The sequence below is a fragment of the Colwellia sp. KS18-150 genome (genome assembly GCF_057551365.1).
Genome location: NZ_BAAJMC010000001.1, coordinates 369,676 through 386,544, shown reverse-complemented (window position 1 = coordinate 386,544; position 16,869 = coordinate 369,676). Strand labels below are relative to the sequence as shown.

14 protein-coding genes are annotated in these 16,869 nt (G+C 37.8%); 4 read left to right on the top strand and 10 right to left on the bottom strand.

Annotated elements, in window-relative coordinates; translation table 11 throughout:
- Positions 1-239: 239 nt before the first annotated feature.
- The 5 genes from nosZ to tyrS form a co-directional block, all read right to left on the bottom strand.
- Positions 240-2,138, bottom strand: a complete 1,899-nt coding sequence (nosZ, locus tag AC27IF_RS01830; RefSeq protein WP_487051599.1) for a TAT-dependent nitrous-oxide reductase — start codon at positions 2,136-2,138, stop codon at positions 240-242.
- A 41-nt stretch (positions 2,139-2,179) separates the two neighbouring features.
- Complete coding sequence (gene nosR, locus AC27IF_RS01825; RefSeq protein ID WP_487051597.1) at positions 2,180-4,333, bottom strand: transcriptional regulator NosR; 2,154 nt, start codon at positions 4,331-4,333, stop codon at positions 2,180-2,182.
- A 333-nt stretch (positions 4,334-4,666) separates the two neighbouring features.
- Positions 4,667-5,278 (bottom strand): PEP-CTERM sorting domain-containing protein, encoded by a 612-nt coding sequence (locus AC27IF_RS01820; protein WP_487051595.1) that lies wholly within the window; start codon positions 5,276-5,278, stop codon positions 4,667-4,669.
- A gap of 368 nt (positions 5,279-5,646) precedes the next feature.
- On the bottom strand, positions 5,647-6,726 hold the full coding sequence (locus AC27IF_RS01815; RefSeq protein ID WP_487051593.1) for a hypothetical protein: 1,080 nt from the start codon (positions 6,724-6,726) through the stop codon (positions 5,647-5,649).
- Between the two features lie 28 nt (positions 6,727-6,754).
- Positions 6,755-7,954 (bottom strand): tyrosine--tRNA ligase, encoded by a 1,200-nt coding sequence (gene tyrS / locus AC27IF_RS01810; RefSeq protein WP_487051591.1) that lies wholly within the window; start codon positions 7,952-7,954, stop codon positions 6,755-6,757.
- A 189-nt stretch (positions 7,955-8,143) separates the two neighbouring features.
- Between tyrS and AC27IF_RS01805 the strand changes: the two genes are divergently transcribed.
- The 3 genes from AC27IF_RS01805 to AC27IF_RS01795 all read left to right on the top strand — a co-directional run bounded on the left by AC27IF_RS01805 (position 8,144) and on the right by AC27IF_RS01795 (position 11,123).
- A complete protein-coding gene (locus AC27IF_RS01805; RefSeq protein WP_487051589.1) occupies positions 8,144-9,604 on the top strand; it encodes an OapA family protein in 1,461 nt (486 codons plus the stop codon).
- A complete protein-coding gene (locus tag AC27IF_RS01800) occupies positions 9,597-10,778 on the top strand; it encodes an anhydro-N-acetylmuramic acid kinase (protein WP_487051587.1) in 1,182 nt (393 codons plus the stop codon). The genes AC27IF_RS01805 and AC27IF_RS01800 overlap by 8 nt, the downstream gene beginning before the upstream one ends.
- A 153-nt stretch (positions 10,779-10,931) precedes the next feature.
- A complete protein-coding gene (locus AC27IF_RS01795) occupies positions 10,932-11,123 on the top strand; it encodes a hypothetical protein (protein ID WP_487051585.1) in 192 nt (63 codons plus the stop codon).
- 135 nt (positions 11,124-11,258) lie between these two features.
- Here the strand turns inward: AC27IF_RS01795 and elbB are convergent, their stop codons facing one another.
- The 3 genes from elbB to AC27IF_RS01780 are packed head-to-tail and all read right to left on the bottom strand — an operon-like array spanning position 11,259 to position 14,601.
- Complete coding sequence (gene elbB / locus AC27IF_RS01790) at positions 11,259-11,912, bottom strand: isoprenoid biosynthesis glyoxalase ElbB (protein WP_487051583.1); 654 nt, start codon at positions 11,910-11,912, stop codon at positions 11,259-11,261.
- On the bottom strand, positions 11,909-13,117 hold the full coding sequence (locus AC27IF_RS01785; protein ID WP_487051581.1) for a multidrug effflux MFS transporter: 1,209 nt from the start codon (positions 13,115-13,117) through the stop codon (positions 11,909-11,911). The genes elbB and AC27IF_RS01785 overlap by 4 nt, the downstream gene beginning before the upstream one ends.
- Complete coding sequence (locus tag AC27IF_RS01780; protein ID WP_487051579.1) at positions 13,114-14,601, bottom strand: aminotransferase-like domain-containing protein; 1,488 nt, start codon at positions 14,599-14,601, stop codon at positions 13,114-13,116. The genes AC27IF_RS01785 and AC27IF_RS01780 overlap by 4 nt, the downstream gene beginning before the upstream one ends.
- Positions 14,602-14,735: 134 nt before the next feature.
- On the opposite strand from AC27IF_RS01780, the gene AC27IF_RS01775 reads away from it, so the two are divergent.
- Positions 14,736-15,650: a DMT family transporter gene (locus tag AC27IF_RS01775; RefSeq protein WP_487051577.1), complete on the top strand. Its 915-nt coding sequence runs from the start codon at positions 14,736-14,738 to the stop codon at positions 15,648-15,650.
- An 85-nt stretch (positions 15,651-15,735) separates the two neighbouring features.
- On the opposite strand, the gene AC27IF_RS01770 is transcribed toward AC27IF_RS01775, so the two are convergent.
- Complete coding sequence (locus tag AC27IF_RS01770) at positions 15,736-16,377, bottom strand: hypothetical protein (RefSeq protein ID WP_487051575.1); 642 nt, start codon at positions 16,375-16,377, stop codon at positions 15,736-15,738.
- Positions 16,378-16,869: an RNA polymerase sigma factor gene (locus tag AC27IF_RS01765; protein WP_487051573.1), complete on the bottom strand. Its 492-nt coding sequence runs from the start codon at positions 16,867-16,869 to the stop codon at positions 16,378-16,380. It abuts the gene before it with no gap.

Genomic DNA, 16,869 nt, shown 5'->3' with positions numbered 1-16,869 from the left:
ACAGAGCCTGTTCTGGGACTACAACGCAACTTAAAGTATGCTTATGCTTCTACAAACATTCTTCCACGCATTTCCATGCGTAAATTGTATAAGCGCGTGACAGAGCCTGTTCTGGGACTACCACGTAACTTAAAGTATGCTTATGCTTCTACAAACATTCTTCCACGCATTTCCATGTGTAAATTGTATAAGCGCGTGACAGAGCCTGTTCTGGGACTACCACGCAACTTAAAGTATGCTTATGCTTCTACAAACATTCTTCCACGCATTTCCATGTGAAGTGCGTGACAGAACCAGTTACAGTAATACCACTGTACGCCAGGCTTATTCGCAGTAAAAGTAATTGAAGCCGTTTGCTGTGGACCTATCTCCATTTGCACGCCATGGTTAGTCATACAAAATCCGTGAGTTACATCTTCAACTTGATCTAGGTTGGTTACAATCACAGTGACTTCATCCCCCAACTTAACGTTAAATGACTCCATGCCATAAGTAGGTGCAACTGATGTCATGTAAACTCGTACTTTTTTAGGGTCTTTTTTATCACGAATGACTTTGTTATCACCCATGGTATTAACGCCATCTCGTTTAGCAATGGCTAACGTTTCAGCAAAGATTGAGTCATCACGGCTCCACACTTTATCTGGTTTAACTTTACTACGGTGAATAATAGTACCGTCATGAGGTTCGGCAAAAGTTGGACCATCATGGACGAGCTTCATAGTATCGCCAGAGATATCAATTAATTGATCATTTTCTGGTTTTAATGGTCCCACAGGTAAGAATCTATCTTTAGAGAACTTACATAAAGACACTAACCATTTGCCATCGGCATCACGGGTTTCGCCAGAAGAAGTAGAGTTATGACCAGGTTGGTAATGAACATCTAATTTTTGGCGAATATAGTTAACTTTTTTACCTTGGTAAGCTTGAATCGCTTCTTCAATATTCCATTTAGCTATTTGGCTATCAAGAAATAAAGTGGTGTAAGCGAAACCATTTTGATCGAACGCGGTGTGCAATGGACCTAAACCTAATTCTGGCTCACCTACAATAGTGTCACGGGCTTTAATTTTATCTGCAAATAAAGCATCAAGTTTCTTAATAGAAATGATAGATACTGTTGGTGATAACTTACCATTAGCCATAAAGTACTTACCATCAGGTGAAGTATTCATACCGTGTGGTGATTTTGGTACAGGAATGTAGCGTGTTAATTCAGAGCCTTTACGACCATCTAACACAGGAACATTATTACCATTATAGTTTTTAAATTTACCCGCTTTAACGGCCGCTTCACAACGTGCAAGGTTGAATACCACAACATGATCGCGCTCTGCAGTGATCATTTCACCTAAGTTCATGCCCATTTCTGAGTTGTAACAAGTAGAGGCAAAATATTTACCATCGTAATCAGCATCGGTGTTATCTAAGTTACCATCAACCATAACTTGGAAGGCAACTTCCATTTTTTCAGCATCAATAACACTAAAGATTGAACGGTAAGTACTCACATCTTTCATGCTAGCTTTACCATCGTTATTCATAGGAATTTCAAATTCACCATTACAAATAACATACTTAGTTTGTGGCACTTTTTGAACACGTAAACCATGTACTGCTTGTACATTAGGAATCGTGATCATCTTATCTACTTTCATCACATTACAACGAATACGCGCAACACGAGAGTTAGCTTTATCATTGATAAATACATATTTACCGTTGTAACGTCCGTCTGTCATACTCATATGAGGGTGATGAGAATCTCCCATCATGATATCGGCACTATCACCTTTTATACGCTTACTTTCGTCGGTTAAACCCCAACCAGTAGCAGAGTCAGTATTAAATACCGGAATACGCATCAATTCACGCATTGAAGGAATACCCATAATACGTACTTCACCGGAGTGACCGCCTGACCAAAAACCATAATATTCATCGAGTTCACCAGGGTGAACTACAGCGCTATTACTCGCCTCAGAGGCTTTTGCTTTCGCGGTTGCTGCAAACATTGCAGCCGTCATAGGTGCAGCTACGGCTCCAGCACCAATGAGTGCTGTTTTACCGAAAAACTTTCTTCGGCCTTCACTTTCAATGTCGACCTCGTTACTTTTTTGCTCTTCATTACTCATTGTTATTCTCCGTTTTTAAAATTTGTTATGTCAATTTGGTGTTAAGCGACTTCTTTTACTTTAATTTCCGTTTCTTTGTACTTGGCTTTTTTTCTTGCTAATTTTTTCAATGGAGGGCACTTTTCTTCATTAAAATAAGTAACTTGGCAATCAAGGCAGTAGTGACATTCACGCATATTAATGACCCCATCAGGATCAATGGCTTGAATTTCACATTCTTTAGCGCAGGTTTTACATGGTTGACCACACTCAGGGCGACGACGTAACCAACTAAATAGTCGAATACTGTTACTAGTAGATAACGCAGCCCCTAACGGGCATAAGTAACGACAGAAAAACTTACGATTGAAAATATTGATAACTAACAACGTGCTGGCGTACAAAATAAATGGCCATTCACGATCGAATTTTAGTAAAAATGTGGTTTTGAACGGTTCAACTTCAGCAAATTGTTCAGCAAGCGCTAACGATTCCATTGATAAGCCAAACAAGCCTAATAAGATTAAATATTTAATTGCCCATAAACGTTCATGTACAGCCCAAGGCAATTCAAATTGTGGAATTTTGATATAGCGAGCAAAGATATTCATCAATTCTTGCAGCGCGCCAAAAGGACATAACCAACCGCAATAGACAGCGCGGCCCCATAAGATCATGGTAACGGCAGCAGCTCCCCACAGAATAAAAATAACGGGATCAAGTAAGAATAAATCCCATGAAAAATCTGACATAAAGGCTTGTAAGAAGGTGAAAACATTCACCACGGATAATTGCCCCCCCCATGACCAACCAATAAAGACGACAGTTATGATTAAAAATAAATGTCTAAAATTGTGCATAAAGCTTGGGTGGCGTACTAAAATATCTTGGAAAAATAAACTCATTACGACAATGAATAATAAAATTACAAGAATGATGACCTCTGAATTCTTCTCTTTCCACACCTGCTGAGTAAGAGATAGCTCTGGCTCAGGCATAATTAACGGTGGTCTATCTACATACTTTTCTAAGGTATGATAATCACCTTTAAAGCTAGTAAATATACTTTCTAAGGGACCGGTTTGACGACGTACTAATAATTCTAACTGCCAGTCCACAGCGGGGTTGAATTCATGGTGCTCACGAACAATAAAAATGGAGCGCTCACTAAATTGCGGTGCACCTTCAATATAAATATCAGGTAAGCGACTATGGTCTAAATCCCTAAAAGCAAAAGCATTGCCATTTTGTAATATTTGAATTCGGTCAAAAATGGCTCCTCGAACATAGCCTGAGCCTTTAAACGAATAGCCAGAGCCCATTATGACAATAGCGTGCTCACCAGCTTTTAAACTTGACACTAAATATTCGTATTCGCTATCACCGAGCAAGTTACGACCTACTGTTGGAATATCCACTTGAGCAAAATATATCTCAGCAAACATATCTTGTTTTTGAGCTGCAGTAGCTTCATCAACATGCTCAGCTTCAGTGCCAGCAAAAGCTTCATCAACCATTTGTCTATTAAGGTATAGTTTCCTAATAGAGCCGTCACCGGTAAGTGTCGTCCAATTAGCTTGCTCAAAAGCATCATTATAAACGGTTCCCATCGGCTGAATGGCTTCTTGACTAGCACTGATAAGCCCCAGAGATAAAGCCACTTCTTTTGCCGCTTTAACAATAGCAACATTCATTACCATCACAGTCACTGTTGCGCCAGAAAGGCCATCAATATGGACAATACCTTCGGTTTGGTTGCCGCCAACTTTTAATCGGTCACTTACTTTTAAACCATCATACTGCTCAGTAAAAGCATGTAATTTACTCTCTGGAATGCCAGCGAGAATGATTGGCTCATGATGCTCAAGCACTTTAGCCGCGAGATAAACTCCTTCGGTATTAATAGCAACTAACATGTTTACTGGCTCGCCTGAGTACGCAGGGATTCTAGCTATGTCATTTGTTTCAAAGGCATATCCCAGTACCTCATCATCCTTTGAAATAGTCCAAATAGCAGGAGAACCTTCCTTGGTCGAAATCTTTTCTGAAATACTAGTGTGTGTTGGAAAGATCTCTTTTATCAACGGCATAGGATCTTTAGGCGGGCTAACGAATAATGCTTGAGCAGGGAAAGTCGTTACAACAAGCGACAAGCATATAAACGCTAATAGGCTCAGCGCTTTTGGTAATACACTTTTAATGGAAAAGAAATTCATCAAGCATTCACTTCTTAATAGAAAACCAGTAACTAACAAATAATTACCTACTGCGACAATATGTCACAGTGTACTCTTTAAGAATTTTGCTCGTTATGATGTAGATCAAAAAATGATAACGAGAGGTATCAGTGCAATATTTCCCTTAAATCTTAGAAAATTTTAGCCATATTGGCTGCTCAAATAGAGCAGATATAATTCACGTTTCATTAATTAGGTGATTGGAACGATAAAACGCCAGATTTTTCTTTCAAAATCCTGTTTATAAATATAAAAAAAACACTGACTATTACGATCAGTGTTTTTATTAAACTTCGAATTTAAAGCTTAAGGTTATTTCTTAAACTTTCGTGAAGCTAACCCCATTATAGCTAAAGTAAAAATAGCTAATGTTGATGGCTCTGGTACATCAACAGCTGCTGTGGAGAATTTAAAATCATCCATATTAAAGAAGTTGTTACCATTTCCTGATATTGAGAATCTAACCTCATCAAATTGATTAACTTCAGTAACTCCAATAAGGTCGGTATCAAAGATATTATTGTTTTCTTTAGTGAAACTGTATTCAGTGATATAACTACCCTGATTAAATATTTCTAATTTGATTGTATCAGCTTGCCAAAATTCAGCATAAAAACCTACAGAGTTAATGCCACTTGAAAACATTGCAGTCCATTCATCGGTTCTATTCGGAGCATAATATGTATTAGCTGACGTTGAACTAAATACTCCATCTCCGTTTGTCTGACCGACTATCTGCCCACTAAAATCAACACCTTGGGAACTGTATTGTGATGCTAAAAGTTCACCATCTGCTAATAAGTTAAACTCAACTAATTCAGACAATGCATCGTACTCAGATAATGATATCAAGCCTGCATTAGCAAAACCACTTGTCGCCAAAGCGAAGCTTACTGCTAAGCCTTTAAAAAATTTATTTTTCATTTGAACATTCCTTTTGTTCCTTTCCATTGAGAATGGTAGGTAATTAATAAAATTAAAATAGATACTGCTGATGGCATTTAATTCATACAACATGCCAACTTGTTAACTTTAAAAAAAACAACAAGTTAGTAACCATTAATATTTATCCATTTACACTTTGTAAAGTAACTTGACAGTAAAATAGATAATTAGGGTTGTTCTGTATTTAACTACATCTTGTTTCAAAGTACCTTGTCTATTCGTACTTTATCTATGCCAAATAACAGTCAATGTTCAGCTCTGTAAATCTTCTTATCTACACCGAGCTGTATAACTGGTGTTCACTCTAGACTAATATAGGTTTTATTAAATTGATAATAATGAATATATTAAGGAGCGCTAGTGAAACTATGGTTCAATCCTTTAACCAATCTACGCATACCGGCTTGAATACCTAAGTCTTGCAAATTAGCTGAGCCAACCCATACTTCTTCTGAAGTTTTTACATTAATAATGCTAACTGTTACGCCAACACGAGCAATATTAATAGCTGAGTTTTGAGGCTTTTTTCCTGAGCTTTGTTCTAATTCTTCTATAGGTTTAGGCATAGTTGGCAAGAGGTCAAAGTCCCTTGAAAACTCATCATAAAATGCTATAAATTCATCACGTTCTTTAACATAACGTGCTCGGTCTTTAGCAATCACTTTTGGTAATATTTGAATTTTTTCATGTTTAGCTACATATTCAGTTATCGCTCCATGAATAATGTAATCAACATCATTTAACTGGGCAATTTTTTTCAATAAGCTTGAGTCAGTTAACTTAACCTTACCTTTAGAAAGCTTGCTTTCTTTACGGATCGCACTTTGTACTTGCTCACGGTCAACAACATCATACCCTTTAACAAGAAAGTCTAAAATCATGTTATCCGCGAGTAAAGAGCCAGCTCCAGAGCCGTTGGGCTCTTTAAAAGCCACAACCGCAATGGTATCTTTTTTATTAATATAAAAAGAGTTTTTACGATCTGCGTTAATCGCTAAATCAGTGATCGCAGCTTCCTTCGCATCAGGAAAATAAAACTGTGGTGCCGCTGGTTGCTTAGGTAAAGGGATAAGCTCAACGGTATTACTTCTAGTCAACTCAGCGCTACTTTCTACTTTAATTATTGCTGGCTTAAAACCACTCTTTACAATTTTATAATAACCTGCCGGCCATACACTACTTATACTACGAACATTCTGGTTATATGGCGTAGTACCGACATGCGCAGTTATATCTTGCCTTGATACTCCCCAATAGACATCAGCCCCCTGAATAGGGTTATTAGAGGAAGAACTAGCCGTAATAGAGTCAGTATAATCAAGTAAAGGTGGCGCTACACATCCAGAAAGAGCAAGAACGAGCACTATAGAGCTACATAGTTTTACCCCATACATTTTTACTGTATTAGCAATCATCTTGTTAATCATAGCTCCCTCTCCTTAAATGTTCTCAAGGTTACTTAACACTAACACGAGCAAACTTACGCTTACCTACTTGATATACAGCTTCGCTACCACTTGTAATGACAAGATTTCTATCGGTAACTTTTTCACCTTCTATTTTAGCTGCTCCCTGCTTGATCATTCGATAAGCATCAGACGTACTACCCACCAAGCCGGCTTCTTTTAATAAATTAGCAATAGCGATTTCACCACCTTCTGGGGTAAGTTCAACCTCAGGCATTTCATCTGGCATAGCACCTTTTTGAAAGCGATTAATAAACTCTTGATGCGCAGCTTCAGCGGCCGCTTCATCATGAAAGCGTGCAATTAACTCTTTCGCTAAATCAATTTTGACATCACGTGGGTTTTTGCCATTTTCAATCTCAGTTTTATACCCTTCGATTTCTTCAATAGGTTTAAAACTTAATAGCTCATAATAACGCCACATTAGTACATCAGATATTGACATGATTTTACCAAACATATCTGTAGGACTATCAGTAATACCGATATAGTTACCTAACGATTTAGACATTTTTTGTACGCCATCTAAACCTTCAAGAAGTGGCATCATTAATACTGTTTGTGGACGTTGCCCTTCACTCTTTTGTAATTCACGGCCCATCAATAAGTTGAATTTTTGATCGGTACCACCTAACTCAACATCTGACTCTAACGCCACTGAATCCCAGCCTTGTACAAGCGGATACATAAATTCATGAATCGCAATGGATTGACCACCGGCATAACGCTTTTTAAAGTCATCACGCTCCATCATACGAGCAACCGTTTGACGAGAAGCTAGCTTTAACATACCAGCTGCGCCTAATTTATCCATCCAGGTAGAGTTAAAAGCTACAGTAGTTTTAGCAGGATCTAAAATCTTAAATACTTGCTCTTTATATGTTTCTGCATTAGCTAAAACATCTTCTTTAGTTAACGGCTTACGGGTAACGTTCTTACCTGTTGGATCGCCTATCAAACCAGTAAAGTCACCAATTAAGAAGATAACTTCATGACCTTGTAATTGAAACTGTCGTAACTTATTAATTAGTACTGTATGACCAAGATGAAGATCCGGCGCAGTTGGATCAAAACCGGCCTTAATTTTTAACGGTTTTCCCGTTTTTAATTTCTCTAATAATTCATCTTCTACTAAAATTTCTTCCGCACCGCGTTTAAGTTCGGCAAACGCTTGGCTGACATCGGTCATTACTTGACTCCGAGGTTAATAAAAATACTACAATAAGCGGATTCTACTCACTTTATCTTCCACATAAAAGTATAAAAACCAATGTGACAGTATTTTTTGTGAAAGTTTTGTTATAGTGATAATTCTGTTATTGATAAACATCGTAATTTATACCCAGTGTATTAGTTGCCATTTACTTATAAAGCCCCTGTGAATAAACAACAAATAATCCAACGTCAGTTGAAAAGCCTCAAGGCTATTTTTCAACGTTTGCAAGAAATTTTTCTGCAATTACCCAAGCAACACCGCGCTATTATTATCACGATATTCGCGTTGTTGATATTGCTATTATTATTACCTGAATCTACGCAGAAAAGTGATAACACATTACCTGAAGAGCGCTTAGAAGTAGGAAAGCGCTATCAAGTAGCGCTACCACAACACGAAACTACAGTGAAAGAAGTTAAAGAGATTGCACTCCCTTCACTCGCTAAACAGCAACTGCCTACTGTCGAGAATACCACTAGCACAGTAAATTCAGAGCAACAAAGCCATATCACTTGGCAAACGGTCAAAGTACGAAGTGGAGATTCATTAGCAAGAATTTTCAAACGTTTAGGCTTTAGCGCTCAAGAAACTTATGCAGTAAGCACCGCTAAAGGAAAAGATAGCGCATTACTTCGAAAAATTAATGTCGGTGATACTTTGCGTATTGCTAGTAATGATGAAGCACAAATAACAGCATTAGAATATCCTTTATCTAAAACAGACACCCTGTATATCAATCTAGTTGGTGACAGTTACCAATCACATAAAGAAAGTAAAACCGTAGAAGTACGAGAGGCGTTTGCCCATGGCACAATTAGCTCAAGCTTTTGGAATGCTGGTACTAAAGCCGGTTTAACCGATTCACAAATTATTAATTTCGCCAATATCTTCGGTTGGGATATCGACTTTGCCTTGGATCTGCGCGCTGGTGATAGTTTTCATATGATCTATGAGAAAAAGTATGTTGATGGTGAATATATAGGTACGGGCAATATTTTAGCTGCTGAATTTATCAACCAAGATGATCCTTTCCAAGCAGTACGATTTACTGATGGTGAGTATTATACGCCTGATGGCAAAAGTATGCGTAAAGCATTTTTACGTGCGCCAGTGAACTTTAAATACATCAGCTCTAGCTTTAAACGTAACAGATTTCATCCAGTTCAAAAACGCTGGAAAGCACATAATGGCGTTGACTACGCCGCTAAAACGGGTACGCCTGTTGTTGCCGCGGGTAACGGAAAAGTAACGCACTCAACCTATAATAAATACAATGGTAACTATGTCTTTATTCAACATGGCAATGGCATAGTGACTAAATACTTGCACTTTTCTAAACGGGCGGTAAAAAAAGGCCAACGCGTCAAGCAAGGTCAATTAATTGGTAAAGTTGGCGCAACAGGCTTAGCTGCGGGGCCACACCTTCATTATGAGTTTTTACTCAATGGCGTACACCGTAACCCAAGAACAGTTAAGTTGCCTGACGCTAAACCCATCGATAAAAAATATAAAAGTGAATTTACTGACTTAGCTGAAAAGCTCTTACAAGAGCTAAACGGCTCTAAAAACGCTATGATGAGTATGTCAAAAAACGAAGATAGGACTTTGCAAACCAGTGACTAACATTTCATATTCTGCACAAGAAAAAGATTATTACATAGGGTTGATGTCAGGAACGAGTGCCGATGGTGTCGACTTAGCGTTAGTAACGTTTGATCAAGCGATGAAACCTAAGTTACACGCAAGTTATTACCAAGCTTATAACAATGAAATAGCAAACAAAATCACCTCTTTATATAATCCCAGTAGCAATGAAGTGGACCGTGCTTTTGAATTAGATGTCGAGTTAGCACATCACTTTTCTCAGGGAATTAACGCGCTATTAAAGCAAGCAAATTTAACCGCTGATGATATTACGGCTATTGGTAATCATGGCCAAACTATTCGCCACCGACCGCAGGTTAATTTTCCATTTACCTTGCAAATTGGTTGTAGCCAAACATTAGCCACATTAACCGATATTAGAGTTATTGGGCAGTTTCGACGCAAGGATATGGCGTTAGGAGGCCAAGGAGCACCTTTAGTACCTGCATTTCATGAAAAAGTTTTTAGTGAAAATTCAGCTCAAGATAGTCATGATGTTTTCGTGGTTAATATTGGCGGTATTACTAATATTACCTTTCTTCCTGTCAGTGAAAGCCAAAAAGTGGTTGGTTATGACACGGGGCCGGGCAATGCACTTATGGACGATTGGTTTCAACTGAATAATCCTAATAGCGAATACAATTACGATAGAAATGGAGATTGGGCGGCAACAGGGAAGATAAACTCTGATTTATTAACACAATTAAATGCCGATGATTACTTTGCACTCGCACCACCTAAAAGTACGGGACGGGAATATTTCAATATCTCTTGGCTTGAAAATCACCTGTCGAACATGCCAGCTATTAACAAACAAGATGTGCAAACAACACTTACCGCCTTTACCGCACAAACTTTAGTGAATGCGATTAAACAGCATAGCACCAAAGAAAATAGTCGTATTAAAGTTTACCTTTGTGGTGGTGGTGCGCATAACACTGAATTAAAAGAATTAATAAAGCAACAGCTTGATTCATCACCAAAGAATTACGAACTTCTTCTTACTAATCAAAAAGATATTGATGGTGATCAATTAGAAGCTATTGCTTTTGCTTGGCTAGCTTTTGCTTATGACAAAAAGTTATTAAGCAGCATGTCAGCAGTGACGGGGGCTAGCAAAAGTTGTACTCTTGGAGTAGCTTTTTTTCCGTAAAAATAACAAATCACCTCTAGTAAAGATCCATTTAGCTTCTATAATGAATCATTCAAAGAATAAAAAAACAGCAAAAACTGATGGTTTATTGAACTTATGAATAACACGACCATCTAAGTCTTTGCATCTGATAATTTATATTGAGGAGGGGCTATGGAGTTTAATGATATACATATTGGTATGAAATGCGGCAGCAAGAAAGGTAGCGGCACTGTAACTTGGATTGATGGTTCAACCCGTAGAATTTATATGGCAAACACGTGTGATAATAATAATTTTGAAGTGGAATTTGAAGAGCTAATTGAAGATCCACAAGCACATAATAGAGAAGATACTTTTTATTAAAGCTGCGAACAAAGTTAATAAAAAAGCCCGATAATATTGAATTATCGGGCTTTTTTATTGCTAATAGCACTACGTAATACCAATCCCTATAAGAAAGTGATCACGTAGCGAGAATTTAATGAGACGGGTATAAAACTACACCATTAATAGCACGCTTTTCACCAGTTTTTTGATGCCACTTTCTGCTTCAGTCATTGTCGTTGCTAACATATAAGCTGGCGTCGACACTAACTTATTAGCATGGTCGATCACTACTTCATCGACATTGCAATCATTATGCACCATGCCTTTTGCACTGATCAATGACGCTGTCCCTACATCAGTTCCAATAGTTCCTTGTACACCATTTGGGTAAATAAATGGCAACATAGCTGGAGCAATACACATATATCCCGCCGGTTTGTCAGCTGCAGAAAAGGCCTGACAGGCAGTTAATACTTGCTCATTGACTTGATAATTCTCACCGTTAAGAGCAAAACTGGATAAATTTTTTGCCGCACCAAAACCACCCGGTACAATCAAAGCATCAAACTCTTCAACATTAAGCTCAGTTAAATCTTCACAATCACCTCGTGCAATTCGAGCTGACTCTACCAGAACATTACGGCTTTCACCCTCACTGACTTCGCCAGTAAAATGGTTAATAACGTGATGTTGAGAAATATTTGGAGCAAAACAACGATATTTCGCCTCACATTGCTCTATGGCTAATAAGGTGATAACCGTCTCATGAATTTCACTACCATCATATACACCACAACCACTTAAAATCACCGCCACATTTTTCATGCTGACTTCCTTTTAACATCTAAGAAATAAATTGTTATTTGACATATTAGCACCACCAGTACAGATGAAAACATTAACATTGCAAATGGCAACGCACTACCGTCATAAAAATATGCCAATATTGGTCCGGCTAGCGCTCCAATACCAAAGCGTAATGTTCCTATAACCGCTGTAGCAGTACCCGACTGTTGCGGAAATTTGGTCAGTACTAAAGCATCCGAATTGACAGCAACCATCGAAATACTGCCCATTAAAGGTAAAATTGCAATTACAGTAAACATAAGCGGCATTGATAAAACATTAACCATCACTAGTGCCGTTGAAGTAACCACCGATAAAGTGAGTCCATACCTGAGCATTTTTCTTGAGCCCATACGAGTGACTAATCGAGTATTGATAAAGTGAGCGATCATTAATGCCAGAACATTGATGCCAAATAACAAACTAAAACTGTACTCTGACACATTAAAAACACTCAAATACACAAAGGGTATTGCTGTAATATAGGAAAAAAAGGCTAATGAAATCATCATCGAGCTAACAATGTCTAACCGTGCTTCACGATTTGAAAATACAATTTTATATCGAGTTAAAAAACTAATTTCCTTTTCTGCTTCCTTCTTCTCTCTTATCACTTCAGGCAAATACTTAATCACTAGCAATAACACACAAATACTGTATGCCGATAGAACATAGAATATTAGCTGCCAACTATGAGCGACTAACAAAACACTACCGATACTAGGAGCAATCATAGGTGCTAACATCATGATCATTGACACATAAGAAAGTCCTTTGGCAGTATCCTTTTGATAATATTCTCTAATGGTTCCAGGCACGACTACCGTTGCCGCACTACTGATAAATGCTTGTGCAAATCGCAATGTTAAAAATTGCTCTATATTACTTACAAAAGGCAATAAGATACTGGCAATTAAAAAGCCACTGACTCCCAATATGACAAGTGTACGTCGAGAGTATTTATCTGCCATCGGCCCAAAAAGTATGAGCCCTAAAGCGTAACCAAATAAATAAATACTCAAGCTATTTTGAATCATCGGCATATCGGTATTTAAATGCTCTGACAATACAGGCATAGCCGGTAAATACATATCAATAGCTAATGGTGACAAAGCCATGATAGACGCGAGTAAAGGCAGTAATAACTTCAGTGAGACATGACTCGCGTTATTGTTATTTATCATGATGATGCTCTTTTCAATTCACTTTGTTCAACACCATGAGATTTATACGAGTTCTCAAAGACTAAACGACCTAGCTTTTCTATCGCTTGTTCCACTTGTTCATTCCATTGCACCCCGTAACTGATGCGCATGTAATTAGCATATTTACCTGACGGTGAAAAAATAACCCCTGGAGCAAAACTAACTCCTTGCTCTAGGGCTGCATGGAAAAATTCACTGGTATTAACATGTGACTGACATCTAACCCACAAAACGCTGCCTCCTTGAGGTTTGGAGATACATACTTCAGGTGGAAAATTCTCTGCAATAAGGGCTCGCATACGCTCACAGTTATAAACTAACTTCTTACGCAACACGCTCAAATGTCGATCATAATCGCCACTTTGTATATATTCATTTAACGTCCATTGTTGCAACATAGGTGTCGAACAAGATTGCGCCCGTTTGATACGTTTTGCTTGTTCTTCATATTTCCCTGGTAATAACCAACCCGTTCTGTATCCCGGCGCTGCTGTTTTAGAAAATGATGAGCACGTCATCACTAAACCTTTTTCAGAATATAACTGTGCAGGTTTTGGTTTCTGCTCGCTAAAATATAATTCACTGTATACATCATCTTCTATTAAAGGGATGTCATGTTGCTCTAATAAACTCACGATCGCTTGGCGCTGTTGATCGGTTTTCATTGAGCCTAAAGGATTATTAATAGCAGTAGAAAATAAACAGGCTTTAATAGGGTGTTGTTGAATCGCCTTAGTAAGCTCATCCAAACCCACACCATCTTCGGTGCAGGTATATACTTCTAACGCTTTCATGCCAAGGGTTTCAATCAATTCGATCATACCGAAAAAACACGGCGACTCTATCGCAATAACATCCCCTTGATTAGCTACACACTGTAATGCAATCGACAGTGCTTCTTGAGCACCATTAGTCATCAAAATATCATCAGGATTTATCGCCACTCCTTGATCTTGATAGCGAAACGCTAACTGCATACGTAATTTTTGATCACCAGAAGGTGGACCATAACTCACAGCCTTCTCAGCCACTTTTGAGATAACTGAGCGCATTAATCTAGCTAGGGTTTTATCTGGTGGATTCGCTTGAATAGGATTTGAAATACCTAAAGCCACAGTTTCAGGTAAATGCACAGCTTCATGAACTTGCTCGATCATACTACGACATTGCACAGTTGCCGGTGCACAATGAGACCACTTTGCCGGCCTGGGTTTTAAGGTTCTAGCTTGTAAAGCCGTTAAATAGTATCCAGATTGAGGTCTAGCACACACTCTCCCCTGACGCTCTAGCTCAAGGTAAGCTTGTTTTACTGTCGGAACACTGATCTCAAATTGTCGACTTAGCTTGCGTAAACTCGGTAGTTTATCACCAGGTAATAATGCGCCGATCTTTTGTTGGTGTTCGACAAAATCTATAACTTGTTGATATAAAAAAGCTGGTGATGTTTTATCGAGTAATCTCATAGCGTTATCTTTACATTATTGAAGAAACAAACTGTATAGGTTTCATTTTCATTATTTTGTATATGTTATTAAAACAAAAAAACTCTACACTGTCATCAGCTATCATAAATAAAGCGACAATGAGGGAGTAAAGAATGAGTAACAGCTTACTGTATTTGATCACCGTACTGATTTGGGGATCTACTTGGATTGCCATTAATTACCAGTTAGGTGATGTTGCTCCCGAAGCCTCCGTATCTTATCGCTTTGCACTAGCTGCCGGAATATTGTTTTTATTTGCAATAATTAAACGCCTACCTTTGGCTTTTTCACTTAAACAACATGGTTTATTCGCAGCTTTTGGTGTTTGTTTATTTGGCATGAACTATTTATTACTGTATACCGCTCAACAGCACATAAATTCAGCATTAACTTGTATTGCGTTTTCCACTTTAATGTTGATGAACATAATCAATACTCGGCTTTTTTATAATACTAAAATCACCAAACAAGTGTATTTTGGCGGTGCTTTTGGCCTATTTGGGATAGTCACGCTATTTTGGCCACAATTAACAGATGTTCAACTGAGTGCCGCAACGTTCTTGGGATTAGGGCTATGTTTGGTGGGAACATTCTCGGCCTCCATCGGAAATATGTTATCCATAAAAAACCAAAAGAATAATGTTCCTATTGTGCAAGCTAATGCTTGGGGAATGCTCTATGGCGCTTTGTTCACTGCTTTGATAGTACTCGCGCAAGGTAAGCAATTTAACTTTTCATTCGAGCTACCTTACCTAAGTTCATTGCTATATTTATCACTTTTTGGCTCGGTGATCGCATTCGGCTGTTATTTAAGTTTAATGACACGTATTGGCTCACACAAAACCTCATATGCCAATATTATTTTTCCTGCAATTGCCGTGCTTATTTCAACCGTTGTTGAAGGGTTTGTTTGGAGTGAATACACAGTTATCGGATTAAGCTTTGTCTTGCTTGGAAACTTAGTTGTTTTAAGCAAACCAAGTACATTGAAACGCTTGTTAAATGTTAAACAAGCAATAAAGGTTTAATGCTCAAGGCACCATTACCTATGGTATTGCCAATGGCAAACGACATAATTACTCCTTCTAATTATGTCGTTTTTTTTTACTTTTTTTATTTCCTCAACTCTTCCATATCACTAATAAGCTCTTGCAACTTATTGAACATCCGGCCATAAAGTGAATTAAAGTCTAAACGATATAAAGGCCCTGAAAAATAAAATAACAGTCCCGCTACTACAGCTATTCCAATCAATAAATATAAAGGCATGGAAAATAACAAGGGTGCCTGTGGAAACTTAGAAATTAATCCTGAAATCACTTTTTCACCAAACTCCATAAATCTGACTTGTAGTACTATCGATAAAAATAATGCCGGATAAAAAAAACTGTATAACTTTGCGTAGACTTTCATTTGATTTTTAAGCCAACTATCAAATGATTTTAAATATTGATAACTACTGACATTTTTATCGAGTAAAGCTAAATATTCTAACTCCTTTTTACCTCTAATCACCAAGACAATTAGCATAGCGGCAATAAATACCCCTAAGTAAGGAATGCCCATAAAGGTTAGATATACCACTACCGCCAATGCAAAAATCATTAATCCAATCAAGTTCCATTTAAAGACCCTTTCGAATTTATCGACAATATTCTTCGATTTTTGGTTATACAAGTCATTCAGCTTAGGTGCCACTAACGCTTTATCGTTAATAAAGCCTTCTTGCCAAATTTTTTCAATTGACTGAGTCATTTATTGCTCCTGTAAATTTAAAATTTTATTTAATCTTGCTTTAATACGCTTAATTCGAACACCAATGTTATTTGGATTAGTACCTATAATTTCGGCAATATCTTGATACGACTTGTCTTCTAGGTACAGTAAGATCACAGCACGATCAATTTCAGATAATTGCTTTATCGCACCATACAGTTGATCTATTGACTGCTCTGAATAACTTTGACTATCGGCAATCAATGCTTCCGGTAAGCTATCAGAGACAAAATGCTGATGATTATTTTTCGCTTTTTTTAAGTAAGTTAAGCACACATTCAATGATAATTTATAAATCCAAGTTGACCACTCACATTGCTTTTTAAAGCCCTCCCTACTTCGCCAAACTTGTAAACACACTTCTTGATAATAATCTTCAAAGTCTTCTTGATTATTGGTATATGCTCGACAAATTTTTATGATAATAGCGGCGTAAGGTAGGATAAAATTGGTATAGAAATCACTACTCAT

What these genes read in the sequence shown, in the direction of transcription:
- AC27IF_RS01775 (WP_487051577.1), top strand. Translation starts at nt 14,736, where the DNA reads ATGAGTAACAGCTTACTGTATTTGATCACCGTACTGATTTGGGGATCT.
- AC27IF_RS01765 (WP_487051573.1), bottom strand. Translation starts at nt 16,869, where the DNA reads ATGAGTAGTGATTTCTATACCAATTTTATCCTACCTTACGCCGCTATT.
- AC27IF_RS01815 (WP_487051593.1), bottom strand. Translation starts at nt 6,726, where the DNA reads ATGATTAACAAGATGATTGCTAATACAGTAAAAATGTATGGGGTAAAA.
- AC27IF_RS01780 (WP_487051579.1), bottom strand. Translation starts at nt 14,601, where the DNA reads ATGAGATTACTCGATAAAACATCACCAGCTTTTTTATATCAACAAGTT.
- elbB (WP_487051583.1), bottom strand. Translation starts at nt 11,912, where the DNA reads ATGAAAAATGTGGCGGTGATTTTAAGTGGTTGTGGTGTATATGATGGT.
- nosZ (WP_487051599.1), bottom strand. Translation starts at nt 2,138, where the DNA reads ATGAGTAATGAAGAGCAAAAAAGTAACGAGGTCGACATTGAAAGTGAA.
- AC27IF_RS01820 (WP_487051595.1), bottom strand. Translation starts at nt 5,278, where the DNA reads ATGAAAAATAAATTTTTTAAAGGCTTAGCAGTAAGCTTCGCTTTGGCG.
- nosR (WP_487051597.1), bottom strand. Translation starts at nt 4,333, where the DNA reads ATGAATTTCTTTTCCATTAAAAGTGTATTACCAAAAGCGCTGAGCCTA.
- tyrS (WP_487051591.1), bottom strand. Translation starts at nt 7,954, where the DNA reads ATGACCGATGTCAGCCAAGCGTTTGCCGAACTTAAACGCGGTGCGGAA.
- AC27IF_RS01770 (WP_487051575.1), bottom strand. Translation starts at nt 16,377, where the DNA reads ATGACTCAGTCAATTGAAAAAATTTGGCAAGAAGGCTTTATTAACGAT.
- AC27IF_RS01785 (WP_487051581.1), bottom strand. Translation starts at nt 13,117, where the DNA reads ATGATAAATAACAATAACGCGAGTCATGTCTCACTGAAGTTATTACTG.
- AC27IF_RS01795 (WP_487051585.1), top strand. Translation starts at nt 10,932, where the DNA reads ATGGAGTTTAATGATATACATATTGGTATGAAATGCGGCAGCAAGAAA.